Origin of the sequence: Pseudomonas sp. MPC6 (genome assembly GCF_006094435.1) — a bacterium.
In the GTDB taxonomy this organism is placed as follows: Bacteria; Pseudomonadota; Gammaproteobacteria; order Pseudomonadales; family Pseudomonadaceae; genus Aquipseudomonas.
In genome coordinates, this window is the sequence record NZ_CP034783.1 from 2662125 (window position 1) to 2679342 (window position 17218).

At 61.6% G+C, this 17218-nt stretch carries 16 protein-coding genes; 8 read left to right on the forward strand and 8 right to left on the reverse strand.

Annotated elements, in window-relative coordinates; all coding sequences use genetic code 11:
* The first annotated feature begins 183 nt into the window (after window positions 1-183).
* Window positions 184-453: a DUF4242 domain-containing protein gene (locus tag ELQ88_RS14520; protein WP_138965881.1), complete on the forward strand. Its 270-nt coding sequence runs from the start codon at window positions 184-186 to the stop codon at window positions 451-453.
* A gap of 51 nt (window positions 454-504) precedes the next feature.
* The gene (locus tag ELQ88_RS14525; RefSeq protein WP_128870552.1) at window positions 505-1317 is read left to right on the forward strand and encodes a class I SAM-dependent methyltransferase; all 813 of its coding nucleotides are present in this window, start codon (window positions 505-507) and stop codon (window positions 1315-1317) included.
* A gap of 127 nt (window positions 1318-1444) precedes the next feature.
* Here ELQ88_RS14525 and ELQ88_RS14530 read toward each other — a convergent pair whose 3' ends face one another.
* Window positions 1445-2371 (reverse strand): universal stress protein, encoded by a 927-nt coding sequence (locus ELQ88_RS14530; protein ID WP_128870551.1) that lies wholly within the window; start codon window positions 2369-2371, stop codon window positions 1445-1447.
* Between the two features lie 201 nt (window positions 2372-2572).
* Here ELQ88_RS14530 and ELQ88_RS14535 point away from each other — a divergent pair, with 201 nt between their 5' ends.
* The gene (locus ELQ88_RS14535) at window positions 2573-3646 is read left to right on the forward strand and encodes an NAD(P)-dependent alcohol dehydrogenase (RefSeq protein WP_138965883.1); all 1074 of its coding nucleotides are present in this window, start codon (window positions 2573-2575) and stop codon (window positions 3644-3646) included.
* Window positions 3647-3788: 142 nt separating this feature from the next.
* On the opposite strand, the gene ELQ88_RS14540 is transcribed toward ELQ88_RS14535, so the two are convergent.
* The 4 genes from ELQ88_RS14540 to ELQ88_RS14555 all read right to left on the reverse strand — a co-directional run bounded on the left by ELQ88_RS14540 (window position 3789) and on the right by ELQ88_RS14555 (window position 7832).
* A complete protein-coding gene (locus ELQ88_RS14540; protein ID WP_138965885.1) occupies window positions 3789-4175 on the reverse strand; it encodes a DUF488 family protein in 387 nt (128 codons plus the stop codon).
* Between the two features lie 6 nt (window positions 4176-4181).
* Window positions 4182-4904: a phosphatidylcholine synthase gene (gene pcsA / locus ELQ88_RS14545; protein ID WP_138969522.1), complete on the reverse strand. Its 723-nt coding sequence runs from the start codon at window positions 4902-4904 to the stop codon at window positions 4182-4184.
* A gap of 198 nt (window positions 4905-5102) precedes the next feature.
* A complete protein-coding gene (gene dctA / locus ELQ88_RS14550; RefSeq protein ID WP_128870548.1) occupies window positions 5103-6404 on the reverse strand; it encodes a C4-dicarboxylate transporter DctA in 1302 nt (433 codons plus the stop codon).
* A 72-nt stretch (window positions 6405-6476) separates the two neighbouring features.
* Complete coding sequence (locus ELQ88_RS14555) at window positions 6477-7832, reverse strand: adenylosuccinate lyase family protein (protein ID WP_138965887.1); 1356 nt, start codon at window positions 7830-7832, stop codon at window positions 6477-6479.
* Between the two features lie 117 nt (window positions 7833-7949).
* Here ELQ88_RS14555 and ELQ88_RS14560 point away from each other — a divergent pair, with 117 nt between their 5' ends.
* Complete coding sequence (locus tag ELQ88_RS14560; RefSeq protein ID WP_128870546.1) at window positions 7950-8687, forward strand: GntR family transcriptional regulator; 738 nt, start codon at window positions 7950-7952, stop codon at window positions 8685-8687.
* 106 nt (window positions 8688-8793) lie between these two features.
* A complete protein-coding gene (locus ELQ88_RS14565; protein ID WP_138965889.1) occupies window positions 8794-9522 on the forward strand; it encodes a tellurite resistance TerB family protein in 729 nt (242 codons plus the stop codon).
* Window positions 9523-9678: 156 nt separating this feature from the next.
* On the opposite strand, the gene ELQ88_RS14570 is transcribed toward ELQ88_RS14565, so the two are convergent.
* Window positions 9679-10131 carry a cupin domain-containing protein gene (locus ELQ88_RS14570; protein WP_138965891.1) on the reverse strand — a complete coding sequence of 151 codons (453 nt, stop codon included), beginning with the start codon at window positions 10129-10131 and terminating at the stop codon, window positions 9679-9681.
* A gap of 193 nt (window positions 10132-10324) precedes the next feature.
* Between ELQ88_RS14570 and ELQ88_RS14575 the strand changes: the two genes are divergently transcribed.
* Genes ELQ88_RS14575 through ligD form a run of 3 tightly spaced genes read left to right on the forward strand, consistent with a single transcriptional unit; the run spans window position 10325 to window position 15403 of the window.
* Window positions 10325-11710 carry an iron-containing redox enzyme family protein gene (locus tag ELQ88_RS14575; RefSeq protein ID WP_138965893.1) on the forward strand — a complete coding sequence of 462 codons (1386 nt, stop codon included), beginning with the start codon at window positions 10325-10327 and terminating at the stop codon, window positions 11708-11710.
* Between the two features lie 10 nt (window positions 11711-11720).
* Entirely contained in the window at window positions 11721-12716 is a 996-nt protein-coding gene (locus ELQ88_RS14580; RefSeq protein WP_138965895.1) for a class I SAM-dependent methyltransferase, read from the forward strand.
* On the forward strand, window positions 12713-15403 hold the full coding sequence (gene ligD, locus ELQ88_RS14585; RefSeq protein WP_138965897.1) for a DNA ligase D: 2691 nt from the start codon (window positions 12713-12715) through the stop codon (window positions 15401-15403). The genes ELQ88_RS14580 and ligD overlap by 4 nt, the downstream gene beginning before the upstream one ends.
* A 904-nt stretch (window positions 15404-16307) precedes the next feature.
* Here ligD and ELQ88_RS14590 read toward each other — a convergent pair.
* Together ELQ88_RS14590 and ELQ88_RS14595 are read right to left on the reverse strand one after the other, a co-directional pair.
* A complete protein-coding gene (locus tag ELQ88_RS14590) occupies window positions 16308-16589 on the reverse strand; it encodes a DUF3303 family protein (protein ID WP_128870540.1) in 282 nt (93 codons plus the stop codon).
* Between the two features lie 214 nt (window positions 16590-16803).
* Window positions 16804-17205, reverse strand: a complete 402-nt coding sequence (locus tag ELQ88_RS14595; protein ID WP_138965899.1) for a hypothetical protein — start codon at window positions 17203-17205, stop codon at window positions 16804-16806.
* Between the last annotated feature and the right edge of the window lie 13 nt (window positions 17206-17218).

Here is a 17218-nt window from a genome sequence, read left to right on the forward strand (position 1 = left end):
GTGTTCGGGGGCAGCTTTTCAAGGGTGAGCTTGATTGTGAGCCCGTCGCGGCAGAAGGTGAAATCTCCGGACGATCGGACAGGGTTGGCCGACGATCGGGCAGGACGCCGCCGTTCCCCGGCGCGATAGTTGGCACACAGGGTCAGCCGACCCTGTCATCAATAACAAGAATGAGAGGTTGCCATGCCGAAGTTCGTCATAGAACGCGAGATTCCAGGCGCTGGAACACTGTCAGAACGGGATCTGAAAGCCATCTCGCAAAAGTCCTGCAGGGTCTTGCGCGATCTGCCGGAAGTACAATGGCTGCAGAGTTACGTCACCGGTGACAAAATCTACTGCGTGTACATCGCGCCGAATGCGGAGCTCATCCGGGAGCATGCCAGGCAGGGTGGTTTCCCCGCCAACAGCGTATCCCAGATCATGAACATCATTGACCCCACGACGGCGGAGTAATCGAGCGCCCCGTTGCCGGTCCATTGTTCCAACCCGCCAGAGACAGTCTCCATGAGTACACCCATTGATCTTACTGCCCTGAAAAACCGTCAGATGGCCTCCTGGGCCAGCGGCGACTATGCCGTGATCGGTACCACGTTGCAGATCGTCGGCGAGGAATTGGCCGAAGCCTGCGACCTGCTCTGCGACGAACGCGTGCTCGACGTGGCCGCCGGCAATGGCAATGCGACGCTGGCCGCCGCACGCCGTGGTTGCCATGTCACCTCCACCGACTACGTGGCCGCGCTGCTCGAACGCGGCGAAGACCGGTCCAGGGCAGAGCGCCTGGAAGTGACATTCCAGGTGGCCGATGCCGAGGCGTTGCCTTTCGACGATGCCAGTTTCGACGCCGTACTGTCGACCTTCGGTGTGATGTTTACGCCGGACCAGGCCAAGGCCGCCGCGGAACTGGCGCGGGTCTGTCGTCCTGGCGGCCGGATCGGCCTGGCCAACTGGACGCCCGAAGGCTTCGTCGGCCAGATGTTCAAGACCCTGGGCCGGCATCTGCCGCCACCACCGGGGGCGCAACCGCCTTCGAACTGGGGCACCGAGGCCTGGCTGCACTCGCACTTCGATGAGCGCGACTTTCTGCTGCAGGTCACGCGCAAGCATTTCAACTTCCGCTACCGCTCGGCCGCGCATTTCATCGACACGTTCCGCACCTGGTACGGCCCGGTCCACAAGGCGTTCGCGGCACTGCCCCCCGAAGGTGCACAGGCCTTTGAAGCTGACATGACCGAGTTGCTGAACCGCTTGAACCGGGCGGGAGACAAGTCGCTGGTGGTGCCGAGTGAGTACCTCGAGGTGGTCATCACAAGGCGTTGAACCTGGTTAACACGGACAATGTAGGAGCTGGCTTGCCAGCGAAAGCGATCTGTCAGTCACATCAATGTTGGATGTGCCGCCGCTTTCGCTGGCAAGCCAGCCCCTACAGCGGCCGTGTGCGTCGCAGCTATTCATCCAGCCGCTCGGTATACACCACCCACACACTGCACGGCATCTTGTACAGCAGGTGCTCCACCGTGCTGCCGATCAGCCGGCCCAGCCCGCGATGGCCGACCCGCCCCATGACAATCACATCGGTGTCATAGGCCTCGGCAAAGCGGATCAGAACCTTGCCCGGACTGCCCATGATCATGTGCCGCTGTTCCGGCGAGATGCCGTTGCGCTCGGCCAGTTCGTGGAAGGCGTCTTCCTGGTAGTCGTACAGGGTCTTGGCCTTGCCCGACGAGAAAAACGCCGACCCGTTGTCGAAGCCGAACTCGTCCGCACTGATCGAGGACAGATCGTAGGCATACACCACGTCGAGCTCGGCGTTGCAGGCGCTGGCCAGTTTCGCCGCCTCATGCAGGATCCGATCGTTGAAGGTCTTGTAGTGATCGTCGCGATGGAAGGGATCGACCGCGGCGACGATCTTGCGTGGCAAAGCGTGCACCGCGTGGCTGACGAAGTGTAAAGGTACCGGACACTCACGCAGCAAATGCACATCGAGCGGGGTGAACATCAGCCGAGACCACAGTGATTCATGCTCCAGCGCCTTGATCAGCACGTCCATCGGCTGCTCCTTGAGGTGCAGCAGGATTTCCTTCAGCGGGCTTTCGACCCAAGCCACCTCGGTGGTGACGTGCACACCGATCTTGCGCAAGGGCCGAGCCTGTTCCTCCAGCCACTGCCGATGGCGATCGACGTAGCCCAGGCGCATCTGCTCCAAAGCCTTTTCGTTGACCAGACTGGCAGTCGCCAGCCCCTCCAGATAATCGAAAGCGACGATGTGCAACGCCGCATCTTCGGCCTTGGCCAACGCCGCGGCGCGGTCGAAGGCGGGGCTGTGTTCCATCAGGGGCGAGGCGACCAGCATGAATCGTGATTGCTCAGACATGACAAACCTCCCGTGGGTTGACGAGCAGGTGGCGGCACCACTGTAACGACCAGGGGTTGCGACCTTGCCGCCCGATGTGCAGTCATTTCATAGCCATTCAATCCCTAAGTATTGACCATGATCAACCTCCCGTCCGTCAACCTGGCGCAGGCTGCGGTTCGTGCTGAACTCATGTGCACGCGCACACTTGGGAGAATTGCCATGGCAACCATGAAAGCCGCGATATTCGTTGAGAAAAACCGCATCGTGCTCGACGACAAGCCGATCCCTGAAGTCGGGCCGCTGGACGCGCTGATCCGCATCACCACCACCACTATCTGCGGCACCGACGTGCACATCCTGCGGGGTGAGTACCCCGTGGCCAAAGGGCTGACCATCGGTCATGAACCGGTGGGCATCATCGAGCGGCTCGGTTCTCAGGTGCGCGGCTTTGTCGAGGGGCAAAGGGTGATTGCCGGCGCCATCACCCCCAGCGGGCAAAGTTATGCCTGTCTCTGTGGCTGCGGCTCACAGGATGGCGCGGACACCCGCCACGGCTTCAAGGCAGCCGGCGGCTGGAAGTTCGGCAATACCATCGACGGTTGCCAGGCCGAATACGTGCTGGTGCCGGATGCGCTGGCCAACCTGTGCCCGATTCCCGACGGCCTGAGCGACGAACAGGTGCTGATGTGCCCGGACATCATGTCCACCGGTTTTTCCGGCGCGGAGCGGGGCGAGGTCAGCATCGGCGATACCGTTGCGGTTTTCGCTCTCGGGCCAATCGGCCTCTGTGCCGTGGCCGGTGCACGTCTCAAAGGGGCGACCACCATCATTGGCGTCGACGCCGTGCCCGAGCGGATGAGCGTAGCGCGACAGTTGGGCGCGACCCATGTGATCAACTTCAAGGACGGCGACGTGGTCGCGCAGATCATGGCCCTGACCGATGGTCGTGGCGTTGACGTGTCTATCGAAGCGCTGGGGACCCAGGGCACTTTCGAGTCCGCGCTGCGGGTGCTGCGCCCGGGTGGCCGGTTATCCAGCCTGGGGGTTTACTCCAGCGACCTGCGTATCCCGCTTGATGCCTTTGCCGCGGGCCTGGGGGATCTGAGCATCATCAGCACCCTGTGCCCCGGTGGCAAGGAGCGGATGCGGCGGCTGATGGCGGTGGTGGAAAGCGGCGGGGTGGATCTGTCGCCGCTGGTGACGCACAGGTTCAAGCTCGACGATATTGAAGCGGCCTATGAGCTGTTTGCGCATCAGCGGGATGGGGTGATGAAGGTGGCGATAACACCCTGAAGCCATCAAACACAACGCAAAACCCCTGTAGGAGCTGGCTTGCCAGCGAAGACGATCTGTCAGTCACATCAATGTTGAATGTGTGCGGTGCGGCGATCCGACAAGCCAGCGCCTACAGGGGGATTTGTGGGGGTTGTGGTAGCTAAACGACCTTGGCGCCGCGGGCTTTCAGCAGTTCGCGCAATACGGAGCGATGGCAGTGCGCCTCTTCCTCGCAATAACAGCCGACAGCCAGCGAGGTTTGATGGGAGAGGGCGGCCAACAGATCCAGCAATTGGCTTGGCGCCGGGTGGTTCATTTCAGCCTTGAACTTGCGCCGAAACGCCTCCCAGGCCTTTTCGTCCTCGGCGGCTTTGGCTTGTGCGACCAGTTCCGCACTGGGCGACAGCAGCGGTTGCCACACATCATAAAAATCCCGGCTGGCAAACTCAGCCTTTGGCACGCCCCGGGGCGGGCGGCGTACCGTGCCTATCCGCAGGCCTTCATCGGGCAGGCGCGGGGAGCCGAGCCGGACGATATGAATGGGCATGGCGGCCTACTTGTGCCGCGAGGTGTCAAACCATTCCATCGCCGTGCGCCAGATGCAGATCCCCAGGAAATAAGCCGACATCAGCAGCCAAAGACCCATCACCAGCGGGTTGATCACCGGGTGATTGACCACCAGCGACAAGCTGCACAACAGCCAGATGGCCGTCACCGCGATGTTGATCGGCATGAACCGGCGCACGCGGAACGGGTGCAGGAACTTCATCCGGGTCACGGTCAGCAGCGCCAGGCCGATGACGGTGAGCAGGGTGATCCACGGTGATGGGGCAATGATGTACAGGCAGAGGGCGACCACGTTCCAGGCGGCGGGGAAGCCCTGGAAGTAGTTGTCCTTGCTTTTCATGTTGACGTTGCAGAAGCAGAACAGCGACGAGACCAGAATCAGCGACACGGTCAACAGCAGCGTGTAGTCCGGCAACGGGATGTAGCGATAGATGAACAGCGCCGGGATAAACACATACGTCAGGTAGTCGATCACCAGGTCGAGGACCGAGCCGTCGAAGCTCGGCAGTACCGACTGGACATTGACCTTGCGCGCCAGCGCGCCGTCCAGCCCGTCGACGATCAGCGCGACGCCCAGCCACAGCAGGCAGTTGGCGGGTTGGTTTTCCAGCAGCGCGAGGGTCGCGAGGAAGGCGGTGACTACGCCCGTGGCGGTAAAACCATGGGCGCCCCATGCTTTGAGCCTGGCGATGTGTAGAGTCGAAATCACGGGGGCGTTCTCCAGAAAGTGCAGCAAGCCGGTCATCACCCACTCTATCGGGGGCGGCGGCAAACCTGGTCGGGTTGCAGGTATCGACCGGGAATCCGGGAATAAGGTTCACCACTCATGAATCTTAGCTGCGCCACACGAATATACCCCGGATAAATCCGGGGTACGGGTTGGAACCGGAGGCCGTCTGTCTGCGGACTAAAGGGCTGCCTCCGGATTGCGACCAAACACCCGGCTGTATTCGGCTTTGGCGGTCTGCTCGGTAAACTCTCCCGACCATTTGGACACTACCACCGTTGCCACGCTATTGCCGATTGTGTTGCAAGTCGCAATGGCCATGGACATGAAGCGGTAGACGCCAAACAGTAAAGCAAGGCCCTCGACAGGTAGCACCCCGATGGCGGTTACCGTAGCGGCAAACACCACGAAGCTGCCACCGGACACCGCTGCTGCACCTTTGGACGTCACCAGCATGATGGCGATGGTGCCCAGCTGTTGCTCCCAGCTCATCGGCACCCCATAGGCGTTGGCGATGAACAGCACGCACAGCGACATGTAGATCGAGGTGCCATCGAGGTTGAAGGCATAGCCGGTCGGCAATACCAGCCCGACGCTCTGCTTGGAGCAACCGAATTTTTCGAGCTTTTGCAGCAGTCGTGGCAGGGCGCTTTCCGAGGAAGCCGTGCCCAGGACGATGAAAATCTCATCCTTGATGTACTTCAGGAACCGCCACAGGCTGAACCCTGACAATCGGCAAACCACGCCCAATACCACGAAGATGAAGAACGCAATACAGACATAGAACATCAGCACCAGGTTGGCCAAGGACATCAGCACGGCAGTGCCATTGGCGCCTACGGCATAGGCCACGGAACCAAAGGCACCGAGCGGGGCGAACTTCATGATCAGGTTGATGAACTCGAAGAAGCACTCGGAGATGCGGCTCAGCCCGTCTTCAATGACACTGCGACGCTCGGGTTTCAGCGCGAGCAGGGCGAAGCCAAACAGCACCGAGATCACCAGCACTTGCAGCAATTGACCGCCCGCGAACGCGCCGACGAAGTTGTCCGGGAAAATCCCGTAGATGAAGTCCATGGTTGACGCCGGCGCATGGCCCTTGGCAACGGCGGAGCTGGCCGCTGCGGCAGTGGCACTGCTGGGGTGTGCGTCGTGCATGCCGGACCCGATGTTCAACAAATTGCCCCATAGCAGTCCGAGAGCCAGCGCGATGGTGGACACTACTTCGAAGTAGATCAGCGCGCGTAAACCGACTTTGCCGACCCGCTTGATATCACCCGCCGAGGCGATGCCATGGACCACGGTGAAAAACACCAGGGGCGCGACGGCAGTCTTGATCAGCTTGAGAAAGATATCGCCGAGGATCTTGAACTTGGCAGCCAGCTCCGGGGCCAGGAAGCCGAAGGCAATCCCCAGCACCATGGCGGCGATAACCTGAAACGTCAGATCCTTGTAGAAAGGTTTCTTGTTGAGGGTGGTCATGTCTGCGATCTCGTTGTTGTTATTGGCGAGTGGCGGGCAGAGGGGGCTCGATCATGGCGAGCCCCTTGAGGATCAGCGCTTGACTGAACCCTCTCGTGCCAGGGCGATATCGACCATCTGCGGGGCCAGTCCCAGGTAATTGGCCGGATCGGTCAGGCGCTTGAGCTCCTCGATATCCAGTTGCGCCGTGGCTTCGCCTTGAGCGAGCAAGGCGTCGAGCAGGCTGGTGCCTTCGTCGTTGGCCATGCGGCAGGCGGCATAGACCACGTCATGGGCCACCTGACGGCCCAGTGCCGGCGCGAGCCCCATCATCACAGCTTCAGCGACGATCAGGCCCTGGGTCATGTCGAGGTTTTTGCGCATGCGTTCGGTGCGCACTTCCAGCCCGGCGAGCATGAACTTTGCCTGACCGAGGGACGCGGCACTCAACGCGAAGGCTTCGGGAATGGCGATCCACTCGGCCTGCCATGGGCCGGTCGAACGCTCGAAGTCCTGGATCATGGCGTCGAGCATCAAGCCCGCGTGCTGGCGTACACCTTTGGCCGCGGCGTACATCAATTCGCAGGAAATCGGATTGCGTTTCTGCGGCATGGTGCTGCTGGCCCCCCGACCCTTGACGAAGGGTTCGTACACTTCGCCCAACTCGCTGGTCATCATCATCATCACATCCAATGCGATTTTGCCCAGGGAACCGGTGACCAGTCCGAGAAAGTTCAGGGTTTCGGCAAGACCGTCCCGGGCGACATGCCAAGTGGCTTGCGGTATGCCCAGTCCGAGCTCGGCCATCAAGGCTTCCTGGACTTCCAGGCCTTTGTCACCCAACGAAGCCAGCGTGCCCGCCGCACCGGCGAACTGGCCGACTTCCACCCGTGGGCGCAGCTCCACCAGGCGTTCGGCATGACGGTCGAACATGCTCAGCCAGACCGCGCATTTGTAGCCGAAGGTGATCGGCAGTGCGTGCTGCAGGTGAGTGCGGCCGGCCATCGGTGTATCGCGGTAGCGCTGGGCCAGGTCAGCGAGCAGACCTCGGACGGCCTGGATGTCGCGCTCGACGATCGCCAGCGCCGCGCGGACCTGCAGCACCACGGCGGTGTCCATGATGTCCTGGGTGGTGGCACCCCAATGGACATAGCGACCGGCTTCACCACAGGTTTTCGACAGTTGTTCCACCAGCGGCAGAATCGGGTAGCCGACGATTTCAGTTTCGTGCTGCATCAGCACCATGTCGAGCGAGGCGTAGGTCGCGAGTGCTGCGATCTGCTCGGCAGCGGCGGCAGGAATCACGCCGCAACGCGCTTCGGCCCGGGCCAGGGCCACTTCCACTTCGATGTAGCGTTCGATCAGGGCTTGGTCGGAAAACACGCCACGCATCTCGGCAGTGCCGAACATGTCGCGGAAGAGGGCGGAGTCGAAGACGGTGCTGGACATGAGGTATTCCCGAATATGTTTGTTATTGATCGGACATATTTAATATGTCCGTACATAATTCTTACGTGCTCGCTGATACACTGTCAACTCGGTAAATCCTCGGGACTGATGAAAGGTATGAACCAGACGCGCTATGCGGTCGTTGCAAAAGACTTGTTGGAGGGGATTTCCAGCGGGCGCTACCCGGTCGGGTCGCTGTTGCCCACCGAGTTCGAACTGTGCGAACTCTATGAAGTGAGCCGACACACGGTGCGCGCGGCCATTACTCAACTGCAGAATCAAGGCCTGGTTTCCCGGCGCAAAAGGGTCGGTACCCGCGTTGAAGCGTCCTCACCCAAGGGCGGCTATTCGCAATCTTTGGCCTCGGTGTCTGACCTGGTTCATCTGGCCGAAACCCAGGTCCGCAGCATCCAGAGCGTGCATCACTTTGTGGCCGACATTGCCTTGGCCAAACGACTGGGGCTGGAGCCCGGCGAGCATTATTTTTGCGTGTCGAGCATTAGGGTCGACCAGGAAAACCTGCGCGCACCGCTGTGCTGGACCGACGTTTACGCCCAGGACCTCTATTCAGAGGTGATCGAGTTGGCCGAGCAACATCCGGACGAGTTGATTGCCGCGCTGATCGAGCAACACTACGGTCGGCATATCGATGTGGTGGATCAGCAGGTCCGAGCGGTCCTGCTGACACCCGAGATTGCCAAGAGCCTGAATGCCGAAGCCGGCTCTCCCGGGTTGAACATCATTCGCCAGTACCGGGATGAGGAGGGTGCGTTAATGGTTGTGTCGGAAACGGTCCATCCCGAGGATCGATTTACCTTGGTCACGCAGATGAAAAGGGAACGAACTTCGGCTTAGCGTCGGGTTTGCAACCGGGGTTCGTGTCAGCCAAACGGTGGTGGCACATTTGCCTGCGAGGACTATCGTTGCCTGACTGGATCACTCCAACAAAGAGGATGCCGTCATGAACACCAGCGATCTGCTCGAACAACTACTGCGCGGTGCCGGCCAGAGTTCGACGCCGCAGCAGGGCGGCCGTAGTGCTTTGGCCCAGGGCGGGCTTGGCGACCTCGGCGGGTTGCTCGGCGGCCTGTTGGGCGGTGGCACCGGTTCCAGCGCTGGCGGCGGTGGGCTGGGTGGCTTGCTCGGTGGTTTGCTGGGCGGCGGCTCGTCCTTGGGCGGTACGACCCGGAGCCGGTCAGGCGGTGGCGCCAACTACGCCGCGCTGGCGTCGCTGGGAATGATGGCATTTCAAGCGTATCAGGCCTGGCAACGCAGCCAGGCCGCGGCACCGCAACAGGCACCGCGCACTGTAGACCTGCTGTCTGGCCCGGAAGTCGAGGACCACAGTAACGCGATCCTGCGGGCATTGATTGCGGCGGCCAAGGCCGATGGTCGGATCGATGATGCCGAGAAACAGATGATCAGCACCGAAATTGGCCGTCACACCGATGATCCGCAGTTGCAGCAATGGCTGGACGATGAAGTCGCGCGGCCGCTGGATGCCGCCGATGTGGCGCAGTCGGCCACGGATCCGGGCATGGCGGCGGAAATGTACCTGGCCAGTGTGATGCTGGTGGACGATCAGCACGACGCCGAGCGCAGTTACCTGGATGAACTGGCTGCGGCGCTGGGTATTGATCCGGATTTGCAGGTGCATCTGGAGCAACAGGCCAAGGGTGGCGTCGCCTGAAGGCACATCCTTGAACGCTTGGTTGGCTGCCAGGCCGCCTTCGCGAGCAAGCTCGCTCCCACAGTTGATCGCGCTGGCCGATACGACTCGGTTTCCTGCGGGAGCGAGCTTGCTCCGGGCGGCGTTCCGACGAAGAACGATAACGCGGTCTGTCTGTTACATAGCTGCAGATGGTTCCGGCACCAGAAACGTTACCCCATAACGCTCGGCCACCTCAAAAATCCGCGGTAGATCCTCCGGCACCTTGAGCTGATCCATCGCCGCAAAAAACTGTCCGCCCCGCGGATCGGACACCACGCCGATGATTTTCGCCGTGCTGCTGAGGTTCTTGTAGGCGTGGATGGTCCCCGCAGGGATATGCACATAGCCACCACTCGACACCGTGTTGGATGTGCCTTCGACCGTCACTTCCACCTGCCCGTCGATGACATAAAAAGCCTCATCCCAGGGATGAAAGTGCGGCGGCGGCCCTCCGCCTTGTACGCCTTGCTGGATATGCACTTCAAAGGGTTTGGACAAATCCCCGCCGGCGAGAATCGTGATTGCCTCACCCACGACGTTGACCGGCCTGGGGATGTTATCCGCCTCGATGACATGAACCGTGCGCATGATTGCTCTCCGAAGGATGGGTCCACACCCGTTGAGTATATTCACTCCAGTGCAAGCCAAGTGCCGCACCGGCAGCCGTCTGTCCGGGCTCTTTCAACGCCGATGGAATTTTTCTGCGCCGCGGTCGCTCTGCTGATGTAGAGACGTACTGATCCAGCGTCCTGCCACTGGCCTCAGACCGAGAGATTGCGCCATGACTGCCCTGACACGACTTGAATCCAAGCCTGCCCACGAACACGCGATTTCCAGCGCTGGCAGCATGAAGCAGATCTACGAACAGCTGTTGCTCAACGACGATGCCATGCAACGTCGCGCGCTCGCCCAGCGCTTTCTCGCCACGCAACTTCAGCAAGCGGCGGATTTGCCCGAGGACATGCCTGGGGACCTGTCGGCACTGCAAAACTTCGTCGAACAACACTGCATCGACGTCGCCCGCCAATACGCCGACTACCTGCAACAGCGCAAAGAGGGCGGGCCTCGGCAGTTCTTTTCCAGCAAGGCGCACGCGCTGTTTTTTCTGCAGGCGGTTGCCCCGACCAAACTGGTGGACGGCGCCTGGCTGTCCGGCCTGTTGCGGCACTGGCGCGACCCCCGCTTCGAGGGCTTGATCTGCACTTACCTGGAGGAGCTGGGCGAGGGCAATCCGGCGCAGAATCATGTGGTGATCTACCGTAAATTGCTCGCCGAGCATGGCTTGCAGGACAGCGGCGTGATCGCTGACCAGTATTACCTGCAAGGCGCGGTGCAGTTGGCGCTGGGTGAATGCAGCGATGGGTTTCTGCCCGAGGTGATCGGCTATAACCTCGGCTACGAGGTGCTGCCGCTGCACCTGCTGATCAGTGCTTATGAGCTCAGCGAACTGGGCATCGATCCGTATTACTTCACCCTGCACGTGACCATCGACAATGCCAGCACCGGCCATGCGCACAAGGCGGTGCAGTCGGTGTTGCAATTGCTGCCGATCGAAGGTGATCGCGAGGCGTTTTTGCGCCGGGTCGCATTGGGCTACCGGCTTAATGATCTGGGGCAGGGCAGCCGCGCGATTATCGAGTCCTTCGACCTGTACGGCGAAGTGCTGAGCATGCTCGAACGTAAACGTCCGTTCGGCCAGCACATGCATTCGGATTACTGTCGCTTCGAAGGCAAGACCGTCAACCAATGGCTGTCGGCGTCCGAGCAGTTGCCCGGCTTCCTCGCGGCACTGGAAAACAAGGGCTGGATCAAGCGTCACCAGGATCCGCAGGCCAGCCGCTTCTGGCAATTGATCGACGGTGACGGCGCGGCCATGTTCGGGGTATTCAGCCCCTATGAAAAACAGTTGCTGCATGACTGGATCGGCGGAAACTGGAGACCGGAGCATTCGCCGGCATCGGTTCGACGGGGCACTGGTGCCTCGGCCGAGCCACTGGTGCCCGGCAATGACCCGGATGTCGCGAGCCTGCAAGCCGCGCTGGAGGGGCTTGCCGCCCACGAGCAGATGCCGGTGCTGATCCCATGGCTGTCGGCCCACCGGCACTCCCACCCGGCTGGCCTGATGGCCACCCGACGTTTCATCGAACTCAAATCCAGCCTTCGATAGGGAGCCTGCGATGAATCAGGAAGAACGTCTGGGTGCTGCCGATCTGGCATTACTGCAGCTGGGGCGCCGCTTGCAGGCCGACGGCTATCGTTTCATCACGCCGACACCGCTGACCCACCAGCGAGTCAATGATCGCGCCTTCGGTCAAAGCGCCCGGACCCTGCGCGACATTTTTGGCTGGTCGCGGTCGTTCGAGCCCGGCCTGTTGTCGGTGGACGAACAACGTCAGTTGGAACTGGCGGGCGTCCTCGAGCAGAGCAACGGGCGGCTGAGAAGCCGGGTGCGCTGGTCCAGCCTGGACGACTTGCTGTTCGTGCATTCCGGGTTCCCCACCGATGCCGCCGACGCGGTGTTCTTCGGCCCCGACTCCTACCGTTTCGCCCAGTTGATACATGCCCATCTGCAACAGAACTTCGCCCCGATCAGGCGCGCGGTAGACATCGGTTGCGGCGCGGGGGTCGGAGCGATAGTGATTGCTCGCGCGCGGCGTGAAGCCGAGGTGCTGGCCGTCGATATCAACCCGATGGCGCTGCGTCTGACGGCGGTCAACGCGGTGCTCGCCGAAGTGGCCAACGTCAGCATCGAAGCCAGCGATGTGCTGCAGGATGTCGACGGCAACTTCGACCTGATCGTCGCCAATCCGCCTTACATGGCCGACCCCGCCGAGCGTGCCTACCGCCATGGCGGCGGGGCGCTTGGCGAACAGTTGTCGCTGCGCATCGTCGAGCAGGCCCTGTATCGTCTGGCCCCCGGCGGCTCGCTGGTGCTGTACACCGGCGTGGCGATGATCGATGGTTTTGACCCGTTTCTGTCTGCACTGACTCCGCGCCTGGAGTCGCCGCAGTTCGGCTGGACCTACCGCGAACTCGATCCCGACGTGTTCGGTGAAGAGTTGTTGACCCCCGGCTATCAGCGCGTGGAGCGGATTGCCGTGGTCGCCTTGATCGTCACCCGCATCGGCCCCGGCATCGGGGGCATCGTCACCTCGCCTGCAGGTGCGCCATGAACAGGAATCTGGACGATTACAACCGCATGCGCGACTTTTCGGCGACCTCGGAACCGGCCGCCAAGCGCTCCAGCAAAAAAAAGGCACAGGCGCATGCCCTGCAATTCTGCATCCAGAAGCATGACGCCTCGCGCCTGCATTACGACTTCCGCCTGGAACTCGACGGCGCCCTGAAAAGCTGGGCGGTGCCCAAGGGGCCATCACTGGACCCCAAGGTCAAGCGCCTGGCCGTCCACGTTGAAGACCATCCGCTGGACTACGCCACGTTCGAGGGCAGCATCCCCGAAGGACATTACGGCGCCGGTGACGTGATCGTGTGGGACCGTGGCGTCTGGATCCCCCAGGAGGATCCGGCCACGGCCTACGCCAAGGGCAAGCTCAAGTTCGAGCTGCAGGGCGAGAAGCTCGGCGGCCTGTGGAATCTGGTGCGCACGCACATGCCGGGCAAGCAGGAGCAATGGTTTCTGATCAAGCACCAGGACGGCGCGGCCAAACCCGAAAGCGAGTACGACGTGGTCGCCGCCGAACCCGACAGCGTGCTCAGCGAGCGCACCATCCTCGCCAAAAAGTCGAAGACTGCCGACAAACCCAAGCCCGTGAAGAAACCGGCCGCAGCGGCGCGCAAGGAAAAGGCGACGCCGTTGACCGGCGCCCGCAAAGCCAGACTGCCGGAACAGCTCAAGCCGGAACTGGCCACCCTGGTCGAGAAAGTCCCGGGCGGTGACTGGAGCTACGAGATCAAGTTCGACGGCTATCGGATCATGGCGCGCATCGACCACGACCAGGTCCAACTGTTTACGCGCAATGGTCACGACTGGACCCACAAGCTGCCGGGACAAGCCGAGGCGCTGGCTGCGCTGGGCCTTGAATCAGCCTGGCTCGACGGCGAAATGGTCGTGGCCAACGACCAGGGCGTGCCGGACTTCCAGGCCTTGCAGAATGCGTTCGATTCGGGCGGCAGCGGCGCCATTCTTTACTATCTGTTCGACATGCCTTACCTCAACGGCGTGGACCTGCGGGAAGTGCCTGTCGAGGAGCGCAGGGCCGCGCTGGCGACGGTACTCAAAGCCAATGAACACCCGCTGCTGCGGTTCTCCGACGCGTTCGGCGAAGAGCCGGAAGCCTTGCTCAACAGCGCCTGCCAAATGCGCATGGAAGGGCTGATCGGCAAGCGGCTGGGGTCGCCCTACGTGTCCCGGCGCAGCAGCGACTGGGTCAAGCTCAAGTGCAAGCATCGCCAGGAATTCGTGGTGGTCGGCTTCACCGATCCAAAAGGTTCGCGCAATGGCTTCGGTGCCTTGCTGCTGGGGCTGCATGACCGTGACAGTGGCGAATTGCGCTACGCAGGCAAGGTCGGCACCGGGTTCAACGAGACCACGCTCAAGCATATCCACGAGCAACTCAAACCCTTGCAGGTGAAAAAACCGTCCGTGGTCAATCCACCCACCGGCTTTGACGCCAAGGGTGTGCATTGGCTTAAACCGACGCTGCTGGCAGAGGTGGCCTTTGCCGAAATGACCAAGGAGGGCTCGGTGCGCCATGCGGTGTTCCATGGCCTGCGCGACGACAAACCTGCCAAAGACATTACCGAGGAGCGTCCGAAAGCCGTGAAGACCTCAACCTCGAAAACCGCTGCGGCGAAAACCGCTGCTAAAAAAACTGCTGCTGCAGACACCGCGGCGACGAAAACTGCGCCTAAAAAAACTGTTGCTGACAAAACTGCCGCTGAAAAAGAGAGCACTGCTGAAAAGCCCGCCACCAAAAAGAAAACCGCAGAACCTGCACCTTCACAAATCGGCCTGGGCAAGGGCAAGGTGCGCATCACCCACCCGGACCGGGTGATCGACGCCAGCAGCGGCACCACCAAAGTGCAACTGGCCGAGTATTACGCCAGCGTCGCCGAATGGATATTGCCCGAGCTCAAGGATCGGCCCGTGGCACTGGTGCGCGCCCCGGACGGCATCGCCGGCGAGCTGTTTTTCCAGAAGAACGCCGAGCGCCTGGCAATTCCGGGGATCACCACCCTGGACAAGGCCCTCACCGGCCAACCGGTGATGATCATCAACAACGCCGAAGCCCTGATCGGCGCGGTGCAGATGAGCACGGTGGAACTGCACACCTGGAACGCCACGTCGGACAACCTCGACAAACCCGACCGCTTCGTCCTCGACCTCGACCCGGACCCGGCGCTGCCCTGGAAAAGCATGGTCGAGGCGACTCAACTGACCCTTTCGGTGCTCGATGAACTGGGGCTCAAGGCATTCCTCAAGACCAGCGGCGGCAAGGGCATTCACCTGGTGGTGCCGCTGACCCGCAAGCTTGGCTGGGATGAGGTCAAGGACTTCAGTCATGCCATCGTCAGCCACATGGCCAACTTGCTGCCGGAGCGCTTCTCCGCGGTCTCCGGCCCGAAAAATCGGATCGGGCGGATCTTCATCGATTACCTGCGCAACGGACTGGGCGCCACCACCATCTGCGCCTACGCCGTGCGGACTCGCGAAGGATTGCCGGTGTCGGTGCCGATCTTTCGCGAGGAGGTGGGTGAACTCAAGGGTGGCAATCAGTGGAATGTGCACAACGTGCATGAGCGGCTGGCAGAGGTGGGCGATGAACCCTGGGCAGGCCTGAACAAAACCCGCCAGACCATCACCGCCGACATGCGGCGGCGGGTGGGAATGAAAAAGTAACAAGCCGTGCGACAGGTCGAACCCCGACACCCGGCCCCTGTAGGAGCCGGCGTACCAATTGGTTATGGTCAACGCCAGACCCTGTAGGAGCCGGCTTGCCGGCGAAGGCGTCTTCATATGCGCTGCATGGCTCCAGGCCGCCTTCGCTGGCAAGCCAGCTCTACACGATCCCCGGCGTACCGATTGGTTATGGTCAACGCCAGACCCTGTAGGAGCCGGCTTGCCGGCGAAGGCGTCTTCATATGCGCTGCATGGCTCCAGGCCGCCTTCGCTGGCAAGCCAGCTCCTACACGATCCCCGGCGTACCGGTTAATTATGGTCAACGCCAGACCCTGTAGGAGCCGGCTTGCCGGCGAAGGCGTCTTCATATGCGCTGCATGGCTCCAGGCCGCCTTCGCTGGCAAGCCAGCTCCTACACGATCCCCTGCGTACCAATTGGTTATGGTCAACGCCAGACCCTGTAGGAGCCGGCTTGCCGGCGAAGGCGTCTTCATATGCGCTGCATGGCTCCAGGCCGCCTTCGCTGGCAAGCCAGCTCCTACACGATCCCCGGCGTACCGATTAATTATGGTCAACGCCAGCTCCTACACGATCCCCGGCGTACCGATTAATTATGGTCAACGCCAGCTCCTACACGATCCCCGGCGTACCGATTAATTATGGTCAACGCCAGACCCTGTAGGAGCCGGCTTGCCGGCGAAAGCGTCTTCATATGCGCTGCATGGCTCCAGGCCGCCTTCGCTGGCAAGCCAGCTCCTACACGATCCCCGGCGTACCGATTGGTTATGGTCAACGCCAGACCCTGTAGGAGCCGGCTTGCCGGCGAAGGCGTCTTCATATGCGCGGCATGGCTCCAGGCGGTGCATGCGAGGAGGGCGGCGAGCAGCACCCGCCGCCCTGTCGATCATTGCTTGCCGACAACCGCCGCCAACAACGGCGCCGCCTGCTCGTCGGTCAACGCCGCATGGACTTCCATATTCATGAGGTCATTCCATTGCAGCACCCACTTCTGAATCTGTACGACATCGTCGGTTTCTGCGATGCCAAAACCGTTGGAACCACCGACGGCATGCCAACGGCCCAGCATTTTCACGCCTTCGGGCGGAGCACCTTGAGTTTCGAGAAAACGCTTGATCACGGCGTTACGATTTTCCGGACAGATCGACCAACTGACCATGAATAACATACGCCACCTCCCGTTACGGATTGGCACCTGTTGAAGTTCGCGCACCTGGCTGGCGCCGGGACCACGGTCACGCCTGAACTGCCAGCTTCATCCTGGCCGGCCTGAAACGATTTCTCCCATGAGAAGGCATAGCAGCGGGCCCGCCTGCGCGTATGACCGCTGATCCTGTTTCGTTGCATTTGGACTGAATGGCATGAAATGAGGGCTGCAGCGATCAGGCGTCACGCAACAGGTCGTTGGCATTGAGCAACTCGAAGGCAACCTCGGGCCGTTTTTCCAGCCCGCGTCGAATGGCCGCCGGAATCGACTGCCGGGTCTTGCGACACAACCCCGGCAGTTCGCCGATGGAAATGGCGATGCCGCGCATGGTCCGCACTTCGTTGAAACCGGGGGCGATCTGCACCCGGATACCCAATTGATCGTACATCCGCTGCTGCAACCGCTCGAGGTCGCCCAGGCTCTGCAGGTTTTCCAGGCGCTCGACCAGGCGCTTTTCCTCCGCGCGGGTCAGGAACAGGACGCGCACGTCCGCGCCCGGGGTGTCCAGCAGCGGGTCACGCCCGCAGTCGCAGGCGCCGGGCGGGCAGGGTTGGCGAATTGGAGGCGTGGTCGTCATGGGGATCAATCAT